The sequence below is a fragment of the Mediterraneibacter gnavus ATCC 29149 genome, assembly GCF_008121495.1.
In the GTDB taxonomy this organism is placed as follows: Bacteria; Bacillota; Clostridia; order Lachnospirales; family Lachnospiraceae; genus Mediterraneibacter; species Mediterraneibacter gnavus.
In genome coordinates this window covers 1,734,658-1,751,366 of record NZ_CP043051.1, presented here as the reverse complement: position 1 = coordinate 1,751,366, position 16,709 = coordinate 1,734,658, and the positions used below count along the sequence as shown (strand labels likewise).

General features: G+C 52.2%; 12 protein-coding genes and 1 pseudogene. 1 reads left to right on the top strand and 12 read right to left on the bottom strand.

The genetic code is table 11. The annotated features are described in order from the left end of the window. Positions 1–285 precede the first annotated feature (285 nt). Positions 286–6,543 carry an SNF2-related protein gene (locus tag FXV78_RS08565; protein WP_330404604.1) on the bottom strand — a complete coding sequence of 2,086 codons (6,258 nt, stop codon included), beginning with the start codon at positions 6,541–6,543 and terminating at the stop codon, positions 286–288. Continuing rightward, positions 6,471–6,815 carry a TnpV protein gene (locus tag FXV78_RS18235; protein ID WP_430472407.1) on the bottom strand — a complete coding sequence of 115 codons (345 nt, stop codon included), beginning with the start codon at positions 6,813–6,815 and terminating at the stop codon, positions 6,471–6,473. Before FXV78_RS18235 ends, FXV78_RS08565 begins: the two co-directional genes overlap by 73 nt. Here FXV78_RS18235 and FXV78_RS18230 point away from each other — a divergent pair. After that, complete coding sequence (locus FXV78_RS18230) at positions 6,814–7,275, top strand: hypothetical protein (RefSeq protein ID WP_233447365.1); 462 nt, start codon at positions 6,814–6,816, stop codon at positions 7,273–7,275. The two genes, FXV78_RS18235 and FXV78_RS18230, sit on opposite strands and share 2 nt — an antisense overlap. Positions 7,276–7,684: 409 nt before the next feature. On the opposite strand, the gene FXV78_RS08560 is transcribed toward FXV78_RS18230, so the two are convergent. The 10 genes and pseudogenes from FXV78_RS08560 to FXV78_RS08520 form a co-directional block, all read right to left on the bottom strand. Then, on the bottom strand, positions 7,685–8,476 hold the full coding sequence (locus FXV78_RS08560) for a CPBP family intramembrane glutamic endopeptidase (RefSeq protein WP_004841040.1): 792 nt from the start codon (positions 8,474–8,476) through the stop codon (positions 7,685–7,687). A gap of 148 nt (positions 8,477–8,624) precedes the next feature. Next, positions 8,625–8,840 carry a transposon-transfer assisting family protein gene (locus FXV78_RS08555; RefSeq protein ID WP_002570996.1) on the bottom strand — a complete coding sequence of 72 codons (216 nt, stop codon included), beginning with the start codon at positions 8,838–8,840 and terminating at the stop codon, positions 8,625–8,627. A gap of 2 nt (positions 8,841–8,842) precedes the next feature. Beyond that, a complete protein-coding gene (locus tag FXV78_RS18835; protein ID WP_465220339.1) occupies positions 8,843–11,152 on the bottom strand; it encodes a YodL domain-containing protein in 2,310 nt (769 codons plus the stop codon). Between the two features lie 45 nt (positions 11,153–11,197). Beyond that, a pseudogene (locus FXV78_RS18825) lies at positions 11,198–12,448 on the bottom strand (CHC2 zinc finger domain-containing protein); the annotation flags it as partial. A 6-nt stretch (positions 12,449–12,454) separates the two neighbouring features. After that, positions 12,455–12,733: a hypothetical protein gene (locus tag FXV78_RS08545; protein ID WP_002570998.1), complete on the bottom strand. Its 279-nt coding sequence runs from the start codon at positions 12,731–12,733 to the stop codon at positions 12,455–12,457. Continuing rightward, positions 12,730–14,838, bottom strand: a complete 2,109-nt coding sequence (locus FXV78_RS08540) for a type IA DNA topoisomerase (RefSeq protein ID WP_039959342.1) — start codon at positions 14,836–14,838, stop codon at positions 12,730–12,732. Before FXV78_RS08540 ends, FXV78_RS08545 begins: the two co-directional genes overlap by 4 nt. Next, a complete protein-coding gene (locus tag FXV78_RS08535) occupies positions 14,825–15,508 on the bottom strand; it encodes a hypothetical protein (RefSeq protein ID WP_004841045.1) in 684 nt (227 codons plus the stop codon). Before FXV78_RS08535 ends, FXV78_RS08540 begins: the two co-directional genes overlap by 14 nt. Continuing rightward, positions 15,505–15,699 carry a hypothetical protein gene (locus tag FXV78_RS08530; protein ID WP_002571001.1) on the bottom strand — a complete coding sequence of 65 codons (195 nt, stop codon included), beginning with the start codon at positions 15,697–15,699 and terminating at the stop codon, positions 15,505–15,507. Before FXV78_RS08530 ends, FXV78_RS08535 begins: the two co-directional genes overlap by 4 nt. Further along, positions 15,696–16,451: a DUF4366 domain-containing protein gene (locus FXV78_RS08525; protein WP_004841047.1), complete on the bottom strand. Its 756-nt coding sequence runs from the start codon at positions 16,449–16,451 to the stop codon at positions 15,696–15,698. The genes FXV78_RS08530 and FXV78_RS08525 overlap by 4 nt, the downstream gene beginning before the upstream one ends. Beyond that, on the bottom strand, positions 16,441–16,692 hold the full coding sequence (locus tag FXV78_RS08520) for a DUF4315 family protein (RefSeq protein WP_004841049.1): 252 nt from the start codon (positions 16,690–16,692) through the stop codon (positions 16,441–16,443). Before FXV78_RS08520 ends, FXV78_RS08525 begins: the two co-directional genes overlap by 11 nt. Positions 16,693–16,709: the final 17 nt, after the last annotated feature.

Sequence of the window (16,709 nt, the reverse complement as noted above, 5' to 3'; positions counted from 1 at the left end):
CAAAAAGTTACTCGTCCAAAATCAACAACAACGAGCATACAATGACATCGGTATCAATCGCTTTCCGATGGGCGATGCTTTGCACCAAGTCGGAACTAAGGTTCAGGCAGTATAGCTTTAACCATAGGATACGGAACTTGCGGAGCATCGAAGTATTGCGATTAACTCCTTATCCGCTTTACCAACATGCGATTGTCCCCTTTGAGTTTCCTCTCCAGGTAGGTTGGTTGTTCCCATTATTTACTTTTAATAATGTCCCCCTGCGGGGGAGATATACTTTTGCGCTTAGCAGCGCACAATCTTGAGCATATTGTCCTGGGACGGGTCAACGGTTCCGCTGTGTACCAGCGATGCGCGCTCCGAAAGGGCCTTGACCATTTCCTGCTGATGTTCGGTAGGCTGCGCCACGATGTTGTGGTATTCCACTTCCGGGGTAGGCAGATTCAGCTGGTCGGCAGTCTTGATGTCGGCCACCTCTTTGAACAGGTTCATCAACTCCGGCAGATTAAAGAACTTGCTGAATCTCGTTCTTGCCCGGTAGCCGGTTCCCTCCGGTGCCAGCTCCAATGCTGTGACGGTCTCTCCAAATCGGGAAGCCCAGCAGTCGAAGTGGGTCATGTTCAGCTCTTGCAAGCGTTCATACTGAAGGTAACGCTGCATGGTGTAAAGCTCGGTCATGGAATTGCTGACCGGGGTGCCGGTGGCAAAAATCACGCCACGGTTTCCGGTGATCTCATCCATATAGCGGCACTTGGCAAACATATCGGAGGATTTCTGCGCGTCCGATGTGGATAAGCCTGCCACATTTCGCATTTTTGTGTATAGAAACAGGTTTTTATAGTTGTGGGCCTCGTCCACGAACAATCGGTCCACACCCAGCTGCTCAAAAGTTACCACATCGTCTTTTCGCCCCTCGGCTTGCAGCTTTTCCAGTCTGGCTTCCAGAGATTTTCTGGTACGCTCCAGCTGCTTGACGGTAAAACGCTCGCCGCCGCTGGCCTGCACCTCTGCGATGCCCTCGGTGATCTCGTCGATCTGCTCATAGAGAAGCCGTTCCTGACGCTCCCGGCTGATGGGGATACGCTCAAACTGGCTGTGTCCCATGATGATGGCGTCGTAGTCACCGGTCGCAATACGGGCGCAGAACTTTTTGCGGTTATGGGTCTCAAAGTCTTTTTTTGTTGTGACTAAGATGTTGGCGGAAGGATAGAGGCGCAGAAACTCCGACGCCCACTGCTCGGTCAGGTGGTTTGGAACCACAAAAAGAGATTTCTGGCACAAGCCCAGGCGTTTGGCTTCCATCGCAGCGGCCACCATCTCAAAAGTTTTGCCCGCGCCCACCTCATGTGCCAGCAGGGTATTACCGCCATACAGCACATGGGCGATGGCGCTTTTCTGGTGTTCCCGCAGGGTAATGGCTGGGTTCATGCCGCCAAAAGTGATATGGCTGCCATCATACTCACGGGGACGGGTAGAGTTCATTTCTTCGTTGTACTGGTGCACCAAAGTCTGGCGGCGCTCCGGGTCTCTCCAGATCCAATCCCTAAAGGCTTCCCGGATCGCCTGCTGTTTTTGGGCAGCCAGGGTGGTCTCCTTGGCGTTCAGCACGCGGCGCTCTTTTCCGTCTGCGTCCTCTATGGTGTCATAGATACGGACATCTCGCAGGTTCAGGCTGTCCTCTAAAATCTTGTAGGCATTGGCACGGCTGGTTCCGTAGGTGGTGTAGGCTGCCACATCGTTGTAGGATACGGAAGATTTCCCCTTGATCTGCCATTCAGCGGTAAAGGACGAATAGTTGACCTCGATACTGCGCTGGAGATAAAACGGGGTGTTGAAGGTCTCGTACATAAACTGCTGGATGTACTCTTTGTCGATCCAGGTAGCGCCCAGACGCACCTCGATCTCCGACGCATCCAGGTCTTTGGGCTGGGCGGCGGTAAGAGCTTCCACATTGACTGCATAAACCGGGTCCTGCTGTGCCGCTCGCTGCGCCTGACGCAGTTTGCGGCGTACATTGCCGGAAAGGTATTCATCAGCAGTCACATAATGGGGTGTGCCGTCTTTCTCTAACTGTCCCGGTACACGGAAGATCACGCCTTGCAGTTCTCCGGCCAGTTCTTCTTTTGTTTTTTCGGTAAGCTGGCTCATATAGCTCATATCCACGCAGGCTTTTTCCGAGATAGACACCGCCAGTGCTTCGCTTGCTGTATCCACCACAGCCACCGCCTGATGGGGTTTGATGGTCCGTTTGGTGAACATATCCGCCTTGCGTTCCAGCTTTCCGTCCTCGTCGATGACTTCCAGCGCACAGAGCAGGTAATAGGAAGAATCGTCTGCATAGGCCAGACGGTTTGCACGATCATTGATGAGACCGTATTTGGCAGAAAAGCTGTCATAGAGGCTGTTCAGTTCTGCCTGCTTCTCCCGAATGGTGCTGTCCGGAACCGCTGCATCCATCTGAAGGTCGATCAGTTCCTGCACACAATCACGCAGTCCCACAAGACCTTTCACGCGGGCTTCTGCGGTGGCGTTGAGGTCAGGGCGCACCATACGGCTGTTTTCCCGGTAGTACACCTGCCCGTCTACAATGGCATAGGAATAGTTCTTCACATTGGGGTCGGCAGGAATGGAGGTATCAATGGCTTCGCCTTCGCCAAGCTCCGGCAGCTCTGCCTCCTGATAAGTGCCATGAATATACTTCACCGCATCATGCAGCTGGTCGGAAAGCTCCAGTCCCTCGATGGGGTTCACGGTGTAATCCATACCATGAGCGGTGCTTACCGGCTCCTGTCTGCCCAGCACCATTTCCGGGTGGTCGATAAAATACCGGTTGATGGCAAACCCGTCCTCTGTCTGTCCGGTCTGGGTCCATTCCGGCACAATGTCCAACGGGCGGTCCCGCTTTTGGAGGAAGATGATGTCCGATACCACCTCGGCACCGGCATTCTTTTTGAACGCGTCATTAGGCAGACGGATAGCTCCCAGCAGCTCAGCACGCTGGGCAAGATAGCGGCGCACGGTGGAATCCTTGGCATCCATGGTATAGCGGGAGGTCACAAAAGCTACCACGCCACCGGGACGCACCTGGTCGAGTGCTTTGGCGAAAAAGTAGTTGTGAATACTAAAATTCAGCTTGTTGTAGGCTTTGTCATTGACCTGATACTGACCGAAAGGCACATTGCCGATGGCAAGGTCAAAGAAGTCACGCCTGTCGGTGGTCTCAAAGCCGCCTACTGTGATGTCCGCCTTGGGATAGAGCTGCTTTGCGATGCGCCCGGAAACAGGGTCCAGCTCCACACCGTACAGACGACTGTTTCTCATTTCCTCCGGCAGCATTCCAAAGAAATTGCCCACACCCATAGACGGCTCCAGAATATTTCCGGTCTCAAATCCCATACGGCCCACCGCTTCATAGATGGCCTGAATGACCGTAGGGCTGGTGTAATGGGCGTTGAGGGTGGAGCTTCTGGCGGCAGTATATTCCTCCGGGGTCAGCAGCTCTTTCAGCTGGGCATACTCTGAAGCCCATGCCGGTTTTTCCGGGTCAAAGGCATCGGCAAGGCCACCCCAGCCCACATAGCGGGAAAGAACCTCCTGCTGTTCCGGCGTTGCCTGTCCGGTGGTTTCCTCCAGGTATTTCAGCAGCTTGATTGCCTCGATATTGGCCTGGAACTTGGCTTTCGGACCGCCTTCTCCCAAATGCTCATCGGTAATACGGAAGTTTTGTGCATTGCTGCGCAGGTTAGCCTTGTATTCCTCATAGGAGGCTTCCTCGGCAGCTTTGACATTCGGGAAGGTCTGCCACTGGCCATTGACCTGAATGGAAACCGGGTGTTCGTCCAGCACTTCCTCAAAGGTTTTTTCCGGCTCTGTCACAGGGGCTGGCGGCTCCGGCTCCTCAATATGCAGCCGTTCCACCACCACATCATAAGGCAGATTGTTCTTGTCGCCCGGATAGACGGCCACGGTCTCGGAATGGAAGGTCGGGGATTCGGCAGTTGGTTCTGACTGCTCCTGTCCAAAGCCATCCAGCTTACGGGCATACATCCCGCGCAGCAAAGGCGCAACTTCATCCCAGCGAAAATACAGCACAGCCAGACGCTTTTCCTCTGCGTCCAGGACTTCCAGCTCCATGCCCTGTGCCGTGGTACGGTAATCGGCAATATCGCCGGTCTCCAGATTCAGAGTCTCGATCTCATGGGGATAGGCTCTACTCAGCCAGTAGGCGATCTCGCTGTTGCTCCTGCCGGATTGCAGCAGCGTGGAAACCTGTTTTTTATCCGCTTCATCCATCAGTCCATGAGCCAATACATCCCGCAGGTCCTGATCGGCTTTGTTCGGGTCAACGGGAAGAAACTCGGTATAGTAAGCATTGCGGCGATCTGCACGAAGCAGCTGTTCAAACTGTTCTTTGTGTTCTGCACGGTAGATGGGATACACCATACCGGTGGGCAGAAGCTGCACGGTGTCATCCCGCAGCTCGGTGATCTGATAGGCGTCATCCTCGATATACACGGTATCGCCCACGGCATAAACTGGGGCGGCAGGGTCATAGGAGGTTCTTTGCGGAGTTGGGCGGCGAACTGCATCATATTCCTCATCGGAAATGGAAACTTCGGAAGGCTGCTCTGTCTCGGCAGCTGCGATCTGCTCTGCATCCGACATCACCTGTTGGATAAATGGGTCATTGTCCAGTTTTTCCGGCTCTGTCACCTGACCGTTGACAATCCCTCTTTCCTCCAGGGCTTCCCTGATGGCGATAGGGTCGATGTTGTCAAAACGGTCCTGTTCTTCTTCGGTATAGAACCGGTCCTCCTGAATGAGCTGGGCAATCCGGCGCTGTACCTTCGGCCAGGGCAGCTGCATTTCCTCCGGGCTTCCGGCACGAGTAATGAACAGGCTGTTGCTGTTACTGCCGCCGTATTCCTGAGCCAGCCATGCAGCGGTATCTTTCTCTCTTGCATGGTCTTTCATATAGCGGACGACAGCGTGTTTACTCTCAATATTGCCGTTCCATGCACAAAGGGCAGTATCAATATCTTCTTGAGAAAGAGGGCGCAGAAGTTCATGGAGCTTTGGATAGGTTTCGTCGATCACTTCCCGGTGCAGACGCTGGCGGAACTCCGGTATATCAGAATAAAGGCGGATCAGCTCCATATCCTTAGAACCAAGGACCGCACGGCGCACAGCAGCATTGCCCTCGATGACAGCATTTTCACGGTCAGAATGACCGCAGGCATTGCAGTATGCGGCATCCTCGGAAATGGCGGCAGTTACCACAGGCTTATACTGCTCAAACTGCTCCCGAAGGGTAGGCTTTGGCGTTTCTTCCTCCACCTCCGGCTGCTGGGCTTGGATGGCATCTTCTTCGGCCAGTTCCTTTTCAGCCTGGATTTTGTCATACTGCGCCTGTTCCTGTTCGGTAAGATAGCGGCCTTTCTGAACAAGAGAGGTAATGCGCTTGGCAACATTTTCCCAGTTCAAGTGAACATCCGGGCAGTCCTGCTTTTTATAGTGCACTCCTTTTCCGTCGTGGCCTTCGCCGCTAAAGGTTGCGCCGGACAGTGCATGGGTGTAGCCGCCCATGCCATACTCGTTCTTGAGGAATCTCACTTTTTCCTTATCCGTATGGTTTTCCATGAAGAAGGCATAGATACGGCCTTTACCACCAGAGATACCGCTTCCTCTGGTCATGGCGGCGTCGATCTCATCCTCGGTAATGAAGTGCTGGACGATTGGCATTTGGGAAAGGTCAGAAGTAAAAGTTCTGCGTGGTAGGTCAAGTTCCTTCAGGTTCTCCCAGATCTCCCTTGGTTTATGATAGTGAAAGCGCAACAGGTCACGGTTCTGCTGATAGGCGGTCCAGAAGGCGGCGTATTCTTCCTTGAGGGCCTGGCGGAAAGCCGGGTCACTCAGCTGCTCCGTCAGACGGTGGGTCTCCTCCGGGAACCCATTGCCTTTGATCTCTGACAGGCAGGACAAATATCCGGCTTCTCTGGCGTCCTCACTGAGATCGTGATATAGGTTCCAGAACTTTGTGGCAAGGAGGGAGCGTTCATAGCCTGCCGCTTCTGCAAGCTCCACATTGGAGGCAAACTGGCCGCTCTCCAAAAGCTCCCCAATACGCTCCGCGGCGCTCTCCCAGGAAATGACCTGGGCAGACCTGTCATAACGGACAGACTTCCCGTGAGAAAGATGGATACCATCCTCGGCATACCATGCGCTCACGCTGCCAAGGCCGTTGCCGCCGTGGTACAGCGTTTTCAGTATCTCGGCAATCTCAGCGGTGGTTTTCTGTTTTTCAAAGGCTGCAACCACACGCTCCCTCTGGCGGTCTGTATTGCCGCCCAAACGCAGCACATGGTCGATGTCATTTTGGGCAAAAGAAAAAGCAGAGGATGTATGCGCTACATTCTCTGCTTCATCTATGGATTGGATCTGTTCCGCTTCGGAGAGGAACAGGTTTAGGGTCAGCTGTTGATAAGCTCCGCCATCAGGATCTCCTCTGCCTGGGCTTTGCAGGTGTTCATCAGCCCCACCCACTTCATGGGATCGCTGGCTTTCAGTTCCTCGGTGGCTCCCGCTTCCTTCGCCAGCTGGGGCATCATCTGCTCCAGTCTGTTCTGGGCGGTCTCGTCGATCTCCAGAAGGTGCGGGTACAGCTTCTCGCTCAGCAGCATCTGGTTGTAGAGGATGGGACGGTGTTCCTTCAGATAGGTTTTCCTCATCCTGCCGTACTTGCCCAGGGGTTTCTCCGGCTGCTGGCTCAGCTTCAGGTCGGGAATCAGATAGTCTCCGTTCTGGATGTAGGTCATGGGATTGTTCATCTTGCTTGCTCCTTTCTTCTTGGGTGGCTTCGCGCTCTGCATTTCGGACGGTGACGCCGATCTGCCGCAGCACCTGCTGGTTAATCTGGCTGACCGCTGTTCCCAGCGCCCCGATGGTGGACGGGGTGTTGAAATCAAAGATCGCCATGAAATCTTCGTGGTCGAAGTAGCGTTCCGGCTCCAGTCCGCAGCGGGACATCAAAGCGTAAGTGATGCTGACGGTGGCGGCTGCCTTAAACTGCACTCCGATGTTATACTCATCATATTCCTCCAAAAAGGAACCGTCAACGATATAGAAGAAGTCCTGCTGATGCTCCGTCCAGTATTCCTCAGCCAGTTTTCCGGCTACCTCGGTGAGCTGTCCGGCAAGGTCATCACCATAGACATCGTAGGTGCGCTCCAGCATGGCCTGCACCGAATCCAGATGGCGCTCCTCCAGCTGCCATAGCCAGGGAGTGCGGGAATGTTCACGGGTTCCGGTGTCGGAAATGTCAAAGACATAGCGCAGTCGTGGTCTGTCCCCGGAATCGTCCACTAGAGCGATCCCCTTGGAACCGCGCCTTACATATCGGCCCATCTTTTCATTCCACAGGTCGTACTCTGCACAGGCGGTGGCGTCCGGTCGCTGGGCGTAGATCATCAGCTGTTCATGGAACGGGTATTTGTAAAGGCGGGAAGCAGTGGTGAGAAACCCTGCCCATTCCTGCCAGCTCCCCGTGAGCTGTGTTGCCACCTTGTCCGCCATCTGTGCATATCGTTCAGCTTTGGTTGGCATAGTGTTCTGTCCTCCTTTCGGTTTTTGGGTAAAAGAAAAGCAGGAAACCTAAAAGATTTCCTGCTTGTTGCTTTATGGCTTCTTATGCAATATTCTTCTTTTTCTTTGCCACAATAAATCCAATTATCATAAGCACATTCAAAACAAATACTACAACACTGCCTTCAATTTTATAAATTCCACCAGATAGCAGTTGATTGCCACCGAATGTCATATTAAACAAATGCGGATAGTCCTCTGCAAGTGATACTCCTCCCAAAATAATCGCTCCTACACTATTCCAGAGAAAATGAATGATTATAGGGGCAATCAAAGAATTTGTATATTCCAAAACCGCTGTCATAAACAAACTCATTGTCAAAACATTCAAAACAGGGAGAATTCCCGCTTCAAAAGCACCTCCATGTGCAAAAGTAAACAGCATGGTAGACACAATAGTTGCCGCAACTACATTGTAGTTTCTCTTTATCATCTGATATAGATAACCACGAACCAACATTTCCTGCATAATTGTGTTGATAAAGGCTGATAGTATCCAGAGCCAAAGCATAGAAATATGATTAGTATCTTCTATCCGCGCAGACCCGGTAAAAAGCAAAATACCAACAGATATACCTAACCAGCTTAGTCCCACTATCCCTCCTAATGTACTATTATAGACGGGGCGTTGTGTGAGATGTAACTTGGTTTTTTTATGATCTACAAACCAAAAAATGACGGTCATAACAACAATCGCTAAAAACGGTATTAGTTCTGCAAAAAACCTCCACAACGCTGCATTGTCAATATCAGGAATCGGTATAACTGATGCGCAAATTGCCCATCCAACAAAGAAAATGATAGATTTTAATGATACTTCTATTAGCTTTTTCATATTTCTAAAACTCCTTGGTGCTTTCTAATTTACATAAGTACATTATACATCATCTTGTCAAGGAGCTACATCCTTTTTTGGTAAAACTCTACTTGAAAAAATAGTAGAATAAATAGCTTTCTGACCCCTACAAAGAACAGCTTTAGGCTTATTGGTCAAAATCCGGGTACAGCTCCAGCTGGGCAAAGTCCTCATCGGTCATCGCACAAAGCTTCGTAAGGGCGCTGTCGGTTAGCTCCCTCAGTTCCGTTTCCTCCGGTGATAGCTCGCCGCGCATCTCACGCAGGCTGTCGATCAATCCGGTGCGGCTGCCGGTATTGTAAATGCACATCAGGTTCATTTCCTCAAAAGTAAAGTTTCCCATAATCAAATCTCCCTTTCCGCACTCTTTTTGGGTGCTGTCTTTTTGGGTGCTGTCTTTTTGTGTTCTGCTTTGGGCTGGCTTTTCAGCTGATCCACAACGGATTTTTTCTTTTCCCGTTCCTCCCGATGAACGGCGTCAGCCAAGTCCATCAGGGAAATGGGCTGACCGCTTCGGGCCTGCTGTTCCAACTCTGCCACCGTAGGCTCTTTTGCGCCATTGTTGATGATACCGTCGATCATGCCGTAATCGTCCTCCACGGTCATCTCCACATTTTTCAGAGGATTTTGCGGCAAGAATCCAGGGATCTGGGTAAAACCAACGCTGTCACAGTAATGACAGGATACCTTACCGTCCTGCCTGATCGCAACGATGTCGCTGACGCTCATAGAAGGATGGTGGTAGTCTGCCGGATGATTGTTGTTGAACTGATTATAAAGCTGTTCAACAGCAGCCTGCGGAGAATTGCAGGATTCCAACGGCGCAGTATAGACCAGATCATAGTTTTCACGCTTTACTGCCTGCCCGATGGATCGGAGCCAGTCCATCCCTTCATAGCGAATGTCACGCAATTCATCGGTATGCTTTACCTGATAGATGGCAAAGCAATCTCTATTCTGGGAGAGAAATGCCTGTTCTCGTTCCTGCTGATGTTCCTGACGCTCCATGACCTTTTCATGGAACTGAGGGCTTTTCTCCCATTCCTCACGGTCCACACCGCAAAGACCGCCATGCTCCATGATCTCCTGTGTGTCAAACACCATGCTCTCCGTATTGTCCTTATGCAGCACATAGACAGTCAAACCGGCGGCATCCAGTTCCAGCGCCCGTTCTCTGGTAACAGGGAGCATCCCATCATAGGAGTATCCGTATTCCTGCATATCCGGTGTGGAGACCTGCTCATCGGGCATGGGGTATTCATCCAGTGCCTGCTCCTGTGCTTCCGGCAGCTGGGAAGAAGTAGCCATCTGACTGGCCTCTGCCTGCATCTGCTGATAGGCAGCTTCCTGCAAGGTCTCAATGATGGACAACGGTGCGTATTTTACCGAGTCTTTGCCCAAATCGTTGTCATCACAAATCTGGAGAACTGCCTTCATGCGGGAAAGCTCCGGCATATCCAGCTGACCGCCATCCATCTCTTTCATGGACGCAGCATCGTAAAGGGTGTAGTCCCATCCGCTGTCACAGGGCTGGATATGAAGATAGGTGGCATCGTTGATCAGAAACAAAGCCTCCTGCTGATTGGCGTCCGCCCCCAGCACCTCCATTTCTGGCATGGCCGCAGCCAGTTCCTTTACCGCTTTCTGTACCAGCGGATTGTCACGGTAATAGTCGATTGCCTGGATGGTATCCAGGTCAATGGTCTGCCCGGTCAAAATCGGAAAAGGTCCTTCATAGTCGCTTCCGTCTTTCAGCTCAAAGCCAATGCCCTTGATCCCGTTCATTCGCTCTGCCGGAATCTCCTGATAAATGCGAATTGCTTCCTCCAAAGACAGGTTATCGTGGTATTCTCCGAGGTTTGGAAACTCCATACACTCTGCTGCATAATAACAAATGGTTTCTTCCTTACTTACCGCTTCTCCGGCAGGGGTAAGGTCATACTCCTGAATTTCTTCCGGTGAGAGTTTTTCCAGGTATTCCACATAACCAAATGCCTGTACCTTTCCATCCTCGTAGTTTTCCAGTGTTGATGTGAAATGTACCTTGCAGCCCTCTTGGAAGGGATAAACACCCGCATCAGCCGCCGCCTTTGTGATGTAATATCGAAAGGTTTCGGACTCTTTTTGTATTTCCGAGGTGGCAGTGGTCATTTCTTCTTTGGGGTGCAAATCAATCCCACGCTCTTTGCAGATTTCCTTATAGTGGCGCTCAATGTCAGAGATCAAAGTGCCGGAGGTCTTATTGATGGTCTCCAAACTGGCTCTCAGTTCTTTCAGTTCCTTGCCCTGACTCCAGCTGGCAATATAGCCGAAGCTGTTTTCTCCGGTCTCGATGCCAAAATACTTGCAGACTGCATAGGAGATGCTTTCAGCCTCCACTTCCTCCGTGTGGCGGTCTTTCCTCTGTTCTTGCAAAAACTGGGCGAGGGTAGAAAAGCCGCCAACAAAATTCAGCCCTTCTTCCTCGGTCAACCGAAGATACCCTTCTTTTGAAAGGTCTAAGGGTTCTGCCAGAATCACAGAGCCTGCATGATTTACACCAACTCGGTCCTCCACATAAATCGGATCGCCGGGGTCATAGTCAGAACCGCGCAGGTCGTAGCAGTAAACGCCCTCCGGCAGAGTATCACGGGCAATCCGCCCATTGGAAAACAGACCGGGTTTATCAAACAGCTCAATCTCCTGATACTTCTCGTCATTGGCAATCTGAATCTTTTTCTGATTGTGGAGCTTGCTATGGGCAATCTCGTGGACTGTGGCCGAAACCGTCTGCACCTCACTCATGCCCTGACGAATGGCGATTTTCTGATGATCGGCAGAAAAATAGCCGTCCGTATCGGCGGCCATTGCTTCAAAAGTGATCGGCACCGGCGCACTGCGGCGCAGAGCCTCTATGAATGCCTCATAATTGGGCACATTTCCGGAAAGGGAGGAAGCAAGCTCCGGCAAAGGTTTCCCGTCAGTCTGGCTCACATCAAAGACCTTGACAGGGCGGAACATGGGGATTTCGATTTCTTTTTCCTCTGTAACGATCTTTCCGTCTTTATCCAAAATCGGAGCCTTGGTATCCGGGTCCAGTTTCTGCTCCTCGATTTTCTTCTTGTACGGTGTGGGGGCGATGATGGTAATGCCATGCTCGCCCTTTTTTACATGACGCTCAAACTGGTCTTTCCACTTATTGTATCCGGCTACCAAAGTGGCGTCCGGCTTCTGCATATAGATGAGCATGGTATTGTTTACCGAATAGCGGTGGAAGCGGGACATGACGGACAGATAGCGCATATACTTTTCACTCTCGAACAGTTCCTTGATGCCCTGCTCGATGCCGTCTGTGATTTCCCTTAGCCGCTCTCGGTTGGTGGGTTTATTCTCAGCCATGATTTTCAATCTCCTTTCCAAGTATGTGATTTCTGCTGTGTGTTCTGCAATCCATGCCTTTTGTTCTTCTTCACTTTCATAAAGAAAAAGGTCCAGCAGGTACTCTACATAGGTTTTCTTCTGAATCGCTTCCACAAAACAGGGGTGCGGTTCCTCCTCTGGTGTCCGGGGAGAATTGTCGGCCTCCCATTTTTTCAGCAGATAGTAGTAATCGGACAGTACGCGATAACACCGCTGCCGGTCCTCCCGAAACTTTTGTGCCTCGGTTTTCTGCCGGACATATTTCCTGCGGGGAGGGGCCTGACTGTCATAGATCAGGCCAAAGTCCTGTGCCAGTTTCTCCGCCGCTTCTTTTGGGGAAAGGTTGTAGAGCTGGGCGGTCAGGTCGATCACATCCCCATCTGCACCGCAGCCAAAGCAGTGGAACCGCTGGTCTACCTTCATGCTGGGGTTCTTATCATCGTGAAAGGGACAGCAGGCCATACCGTTTCGTTTGACCTCGATCCCATAAAACGCTGCCGCTTCTCTGGTGCTGACCGACTGCTTGACTGCTTCAAATACATTCTCTGCCATGTACCTTTAACTGCTGGACTTTCTCACAGGGGGCTGGTATCCGGCAGCTTTCGCACGCTCACTGGCAGCTTTGCGGCGTTCTGCACTGTATGGCTCCCTGACTGATACACACCGCTTGGGGACGGTAAAGTTATGGGCGTCCTTTCGGGTGATCTGGTCGGGGTGCTTTTTTGCCAGCAGTTCCAGCTTCTCCATCAGACGGGGATCGTGGGTGTAGACCTCAGCCATTGGTTCTGCCTGGTTATAGAGGAGAATGGTTTCCCGTTCCACTAAAGAGAGCTTCATCGGCTGCCTCCTTTCCGCTGGTCAAACTCCAGCTTGAAGTTGGCGTACTGTCCATCATCCTCCAAAACCACAGTGGCATCGTAGGTCTTGCCGATTTTCTCCGAATATAGTCCCGTCACACGGACACGGCCATCTTTCAGCAGCGCAGACACCACAGCCTTGGTCGGCTGTTTTTTCTTGGCAGCCCACCATTTGTTATTTTTCCAGATTGCAAATTTGCAAGAATCATTCTGACAGAAGAAGCCTTTTTGCAGTTCTGCAACTTCACCGCCGCAGCGAGGGCATTTGCCTACCACCTCACGGGGCGGAGTGAACAGGTACTCGGTTCCCTTGATGACCTGATAAGTCCCTACCAGGTCTTTCAGCATGGCGCTGATCCCGTCCAAAAACTCCTCCGGGGCAAGCTGCCCGCGCTCAATCTCGCCCAGGCGGTACTCCCACTCAGCAGTCAAAAGCGGCGATTGCAGCTGTTCCGGCAGGACCGTGATAAGGGAAACTGCATCGTGGGAAGGGAGAAGCTGCACCGTTTTCCTGCTCTTTTTTCGTTCCAGAAAACCGGCAGATACCAGCTTTTCCAAAATACCGGCACGGGTGGCCGGTGTACCCAGACCTTTTCGCTCAGCGTCCTCCGGCATATCCTCTTTTCCGGCAGTCTCCATCGCGGACAATAGGGTGTCCTCCGTAAAGTGCTGAGGCGGACTGCTTTTGCCTTCTTTGATGATTGCAGCAGCAACCGAAAGGGTCTGTCCTTCAGTCAGCTCCGGCAGGGCTTTCTCTGCGCCCTCTTTTTTCGGCTCTGCATCCTTCATTTTGGCACGGTAAGCGTCCTCCAGTGCTTTCCATCCGGGGTGCTTCACCGTTTTTCCTTTGGCGGTAAATTCCCCACCAGCACACGCTGCAATCACAACGGTTTCCGAATAGATATGGGGCTGGGCTACGGCGCACAGCAGACGCAGGGCCACCAGCTCCAGCACCGCTTTTTCTCCCGCAGGAAGGGCAGAAAGGTCTGCATCCTTGAGATTTCTGGTAGGGATTACTGCGTGGTGGTCGGTTACTTTCTTATCGTTGATGACCGTCTGCGAATCACAGGTAATGGCGATCCCTTTGCGAAACGGCATGGCGTTAGCAACCAGATTGACCAGCACCGGTAGGCTGTCTGCCATATCGCCGGTCAGATAGCGGCTGTCGGTACGGGGATAGGTGCAGAGCTTCTTTTCATACAGGCTTTGCAGATAGTCCAGGGTCTGCTGGGCTGTAAATCCAAGCAGGCGGTTGGCATCTCTTTGCAGAGTAGTCAGGTCATAGAGGGCAGGTGGCTTTTCGGACTTTTCCTTGCACTCCACCTTTTTGATTGTGACAGCTGCACCCTGACAGGCTTCTTTCAGCTGCTCGGCAGCGGTCTTATCCGCCATGCGCTCCCCGGATACGGTAAGACTGGCCAGCTCCAGCGCCACGGTATAAAAGGGAACCGGCTTAAAGGTGTCGATCTCAGCTTCTCGCTGGACAATGAGTGCCAGCGTTGGGGACATAACGCGCCCGATGTTGAGTGTGCGGTGATACAGCACGGAAAAAAGCCTTGTGGCATTGATCCCCACCAGCCAGTCGGCCTTGGCACGGCAGAGGGCAGCATCCCGAAGTCCGTCATAGTCCGCACCGGGGCGCAGGTTTGCAAAGCCCTCCCTTATGGCGGAGTCCTCCATCGAAGAAATCCAGAGCCTTTTCATCGGCTTTTGGCAGCCTGCCAGCTCATAGACGCTGCGGAAGATCAGTTCGCCCTCGCGTCCGGCATCGCAGGCATTTACCACCTCCGTCACATCCGGGGCATTCATCAGCTTTTTGAGAATATCAAACTGCTTTTTCTTATCCTTTCCCACCACCATCTGCCAATGCTCCGGCAGGATAGGCAGGTCATCATATCGCCACTTGGCGTACTTAGGGTCATAACTGTCTGCATCCGCAAGACCAGCCAGATGGCCCACGCACCAGCTGACACGCCAGCCGTTGCCCTCCAGATAGCCGTCCTTGCGGACAGTCGCGCCGATCACGGCGGCCAGACTTTGGGCAACGGACGGCTTTTCAGCGATTACCAGTTTATATCCCATCATCTTCATCCTCCCATTCTTCCCGCACAGTCGTGTGCAGTTTTTTCTCAATGCTGTTTTCCTCATCCAGCAGCAGGTCATAGCCGAACCGGTAGTCATAGCGGTACAGTTTCCCCAGCAGGTCATTGATGATGATGCGGCAAGCCAAAATGACACGGGTTTTATCCACCTGCATCAGCTGGTAGCGTTGATAATTGCTGTAATATTCTTCATGGCGGTGGGTATTGCGGACGGTATCTTCAAGCAAAATATCTACTGCGTCCTGACAACCATCTTCTTTTTCCCCTTCCATGCAGTTCAGAAGTTCCATTACCATAGGAAAGCTCTGTTCATCCATAGGAGCTTCTGCTGCAAGAAAACCGATCAGGGCAGATAGGAGCAGACGGGCTGCTGTCTGTTCCTGATCCGTCAAAACAGCCATCGTTTTCTCCGCATTTGGCAGGATCTTTTCTTCCACAAAATCCGCCGCGTCTCCTGAATAAAGCTGACGGATGGAATCTACGGACAAGGGAACCGTTGCGGCATCCAGAGAGAAATCAAAGGAATCTTCCTGTTTCGGTTTTCTCCGGAGTTTGTTTAACATGGTAGAAAGAATGTCGCCGCCAAAATACACAGCAATTACCAGCAGGTCAAAAACAGCAATCAGCTTGATAAATATAATCAGAACACTCATTTTTTTCGTTTCCTTTCTTTAAGCCAGCGTTCCATCTCACGGTGGCAAACGCCTACGCAGGGACTTCCATAATTCCCGCAGCCATAACAGGGGTGGCTTTGGGGTAAAGAGGGAGGACGGGAAGTTTCCTTCCCGCCCTCCGGTCTGCGTGTCATCATGCGTTCATAGGGACTGTCTGTGAAACGGGTCATTTCACGCTGTCCTCGTCATCTTCTTCTGCGCTGCCCCCGTCAGCGTCCGGCTCGCCCGACTCCTCATCTTCGGTTTCCCATTCCTCGGAATCTTCCTCGCCATAATCATAATCGTCCAGACTGTCATTGCCCTTGGTCTTAGGCTTGTTCTTAATGAGCTTCAAGTAGGCAAATACGCCACCGCCGCCCAGCAGAGCCAGCAGAAGGATCAGCGCAGCCGGGTTCAGTCCGGCAGGCTTCTCTTTTTCCGGTTCCGTCGTTTCTGTCGGGGGGTCCGGTGCTTTTCCCGTACATTTACTCTTATCAGTTACACAGACCGGACAGGCCGTATTGACTGCCCCTGCTTCACATTTCTTCGTGCAGCTGCACACCGCAGGCGGCTCCTCTTTGGCTTTGCCATCTTCCATTAGTGCCATCAGGTCCGCTTCATCCACCTGGTTCAGAAAGTGAACAGCGGTCTTTTTATCCTCGTTGGCCCTGTCGATCAGGATATAAAAGTAGTTGCCCGCCTTGGTGGTAACGGTAATGAGCTGCTTGTTGCCACCAAAATCATCCACCAGCGCCGCGTTGCCTTCTGGGGTCAGCGGAGGCGCTTTTTCCGTTTCTTCCACCACCACATTGCTGTCATTGGTGGTATCCTCTGCCGGGGGCGGCGCTGCGCCCTGGGCAAAAGCGGGGACGGTAAAGCCCGATGCCAAAACCAGCGTCAGGCAAAGGGCGGAAAGTGTTCGGAGCAATCGTTTATTCCTCATAGCTGTTTTCCTCCTGTTCGTTTTTGGCATCCACCATACTGTCGGGAACTGTGCCGCCGGACAGCATAGCGCTCAGCTGAGCAGGGGTCATACGCAGGGCGCGCACCATCTGGACGATCTCCAGATTTTCCGCCTCGGTTTTCTGTGCCTCCAGCGCCTTGAGCTTTTCCTGATACTCTGCGATTTTCTCGCGGACCTTTGTAATCTCCTGGTCAATGCGTTCAATTTTGTTCTTTGCCATCGTCTATCACTCCTTCT

Coding starts and splice junctions, on each gene's coding strand:
- FXV78_RS18235 (WP_430472407.1), bottom strand. CDS start 6,815: ATGACCTACATCCAGAACGGAGACTATCTGATTCCCGACCTGAAGCTG.
- FXV78_RS08545 (WP_002570998.1), bottom strand. CDS start 12,733: ATGAAGCTCTCTTTAGTGGAACGGGAAACCATTCTCCTCTATAACCAG.
- FXV78_RS08530 (WP_002571001.1), bottom strand. CDS start 15,699: ATGACCCGTTTCACAGACAGTCCCTATGAACGCATGATGACACGCAGA.
- FXV78_RS08535 (WP_004841045.1), bottom strand. CDS start 15,508: ATGAGTGTTCTGATTATATTTATCAAGCTGATTGCTGTTTTTGACCTG.
- FXV78_RS08540 (WP_039959342.1), bottom strand. CDS start 14,838: ATGATGGGATATAAACTGGTAATCGCTGAAAAGCCGTCCGTTGCCCAA.
- FXV78_RS08560 (WP_004841040.1), bottom strand. CDS start 8,476: ATGAAAAAGCTAATAGAAGTATCATTAAAATCTATCATTTTCTTTGTT.
- FXV78_RS08525 (WP_004841047.1), bottom strand. CDS start 16,451: ATGAGGAATAAACGATTGCTCCGAACACTTTCCGCCCTTTGCCTGACG.
- FXV78_RS08555 (WP_002570996.1), bottom strand. CDS start 8,840: ATGGGAAACTTTACTTTTGAGGAAATGAACCTGATGTGCATTTACAAT.
- FXV78_RS08520 (WP_004841049.1), bottom strand. CDS start 16,692: ATGGCAAAGAACAAAATTGAACGCATTGACCAGGAGATTACAAAGGTC.
- FXV78_RS18230 (WP_233447365.1), top strand. CDS start 6,814: ATGGGATTGTTCATCTTGCTTGCTCCTTTCTTCTTGGGTGGCTTCGCG.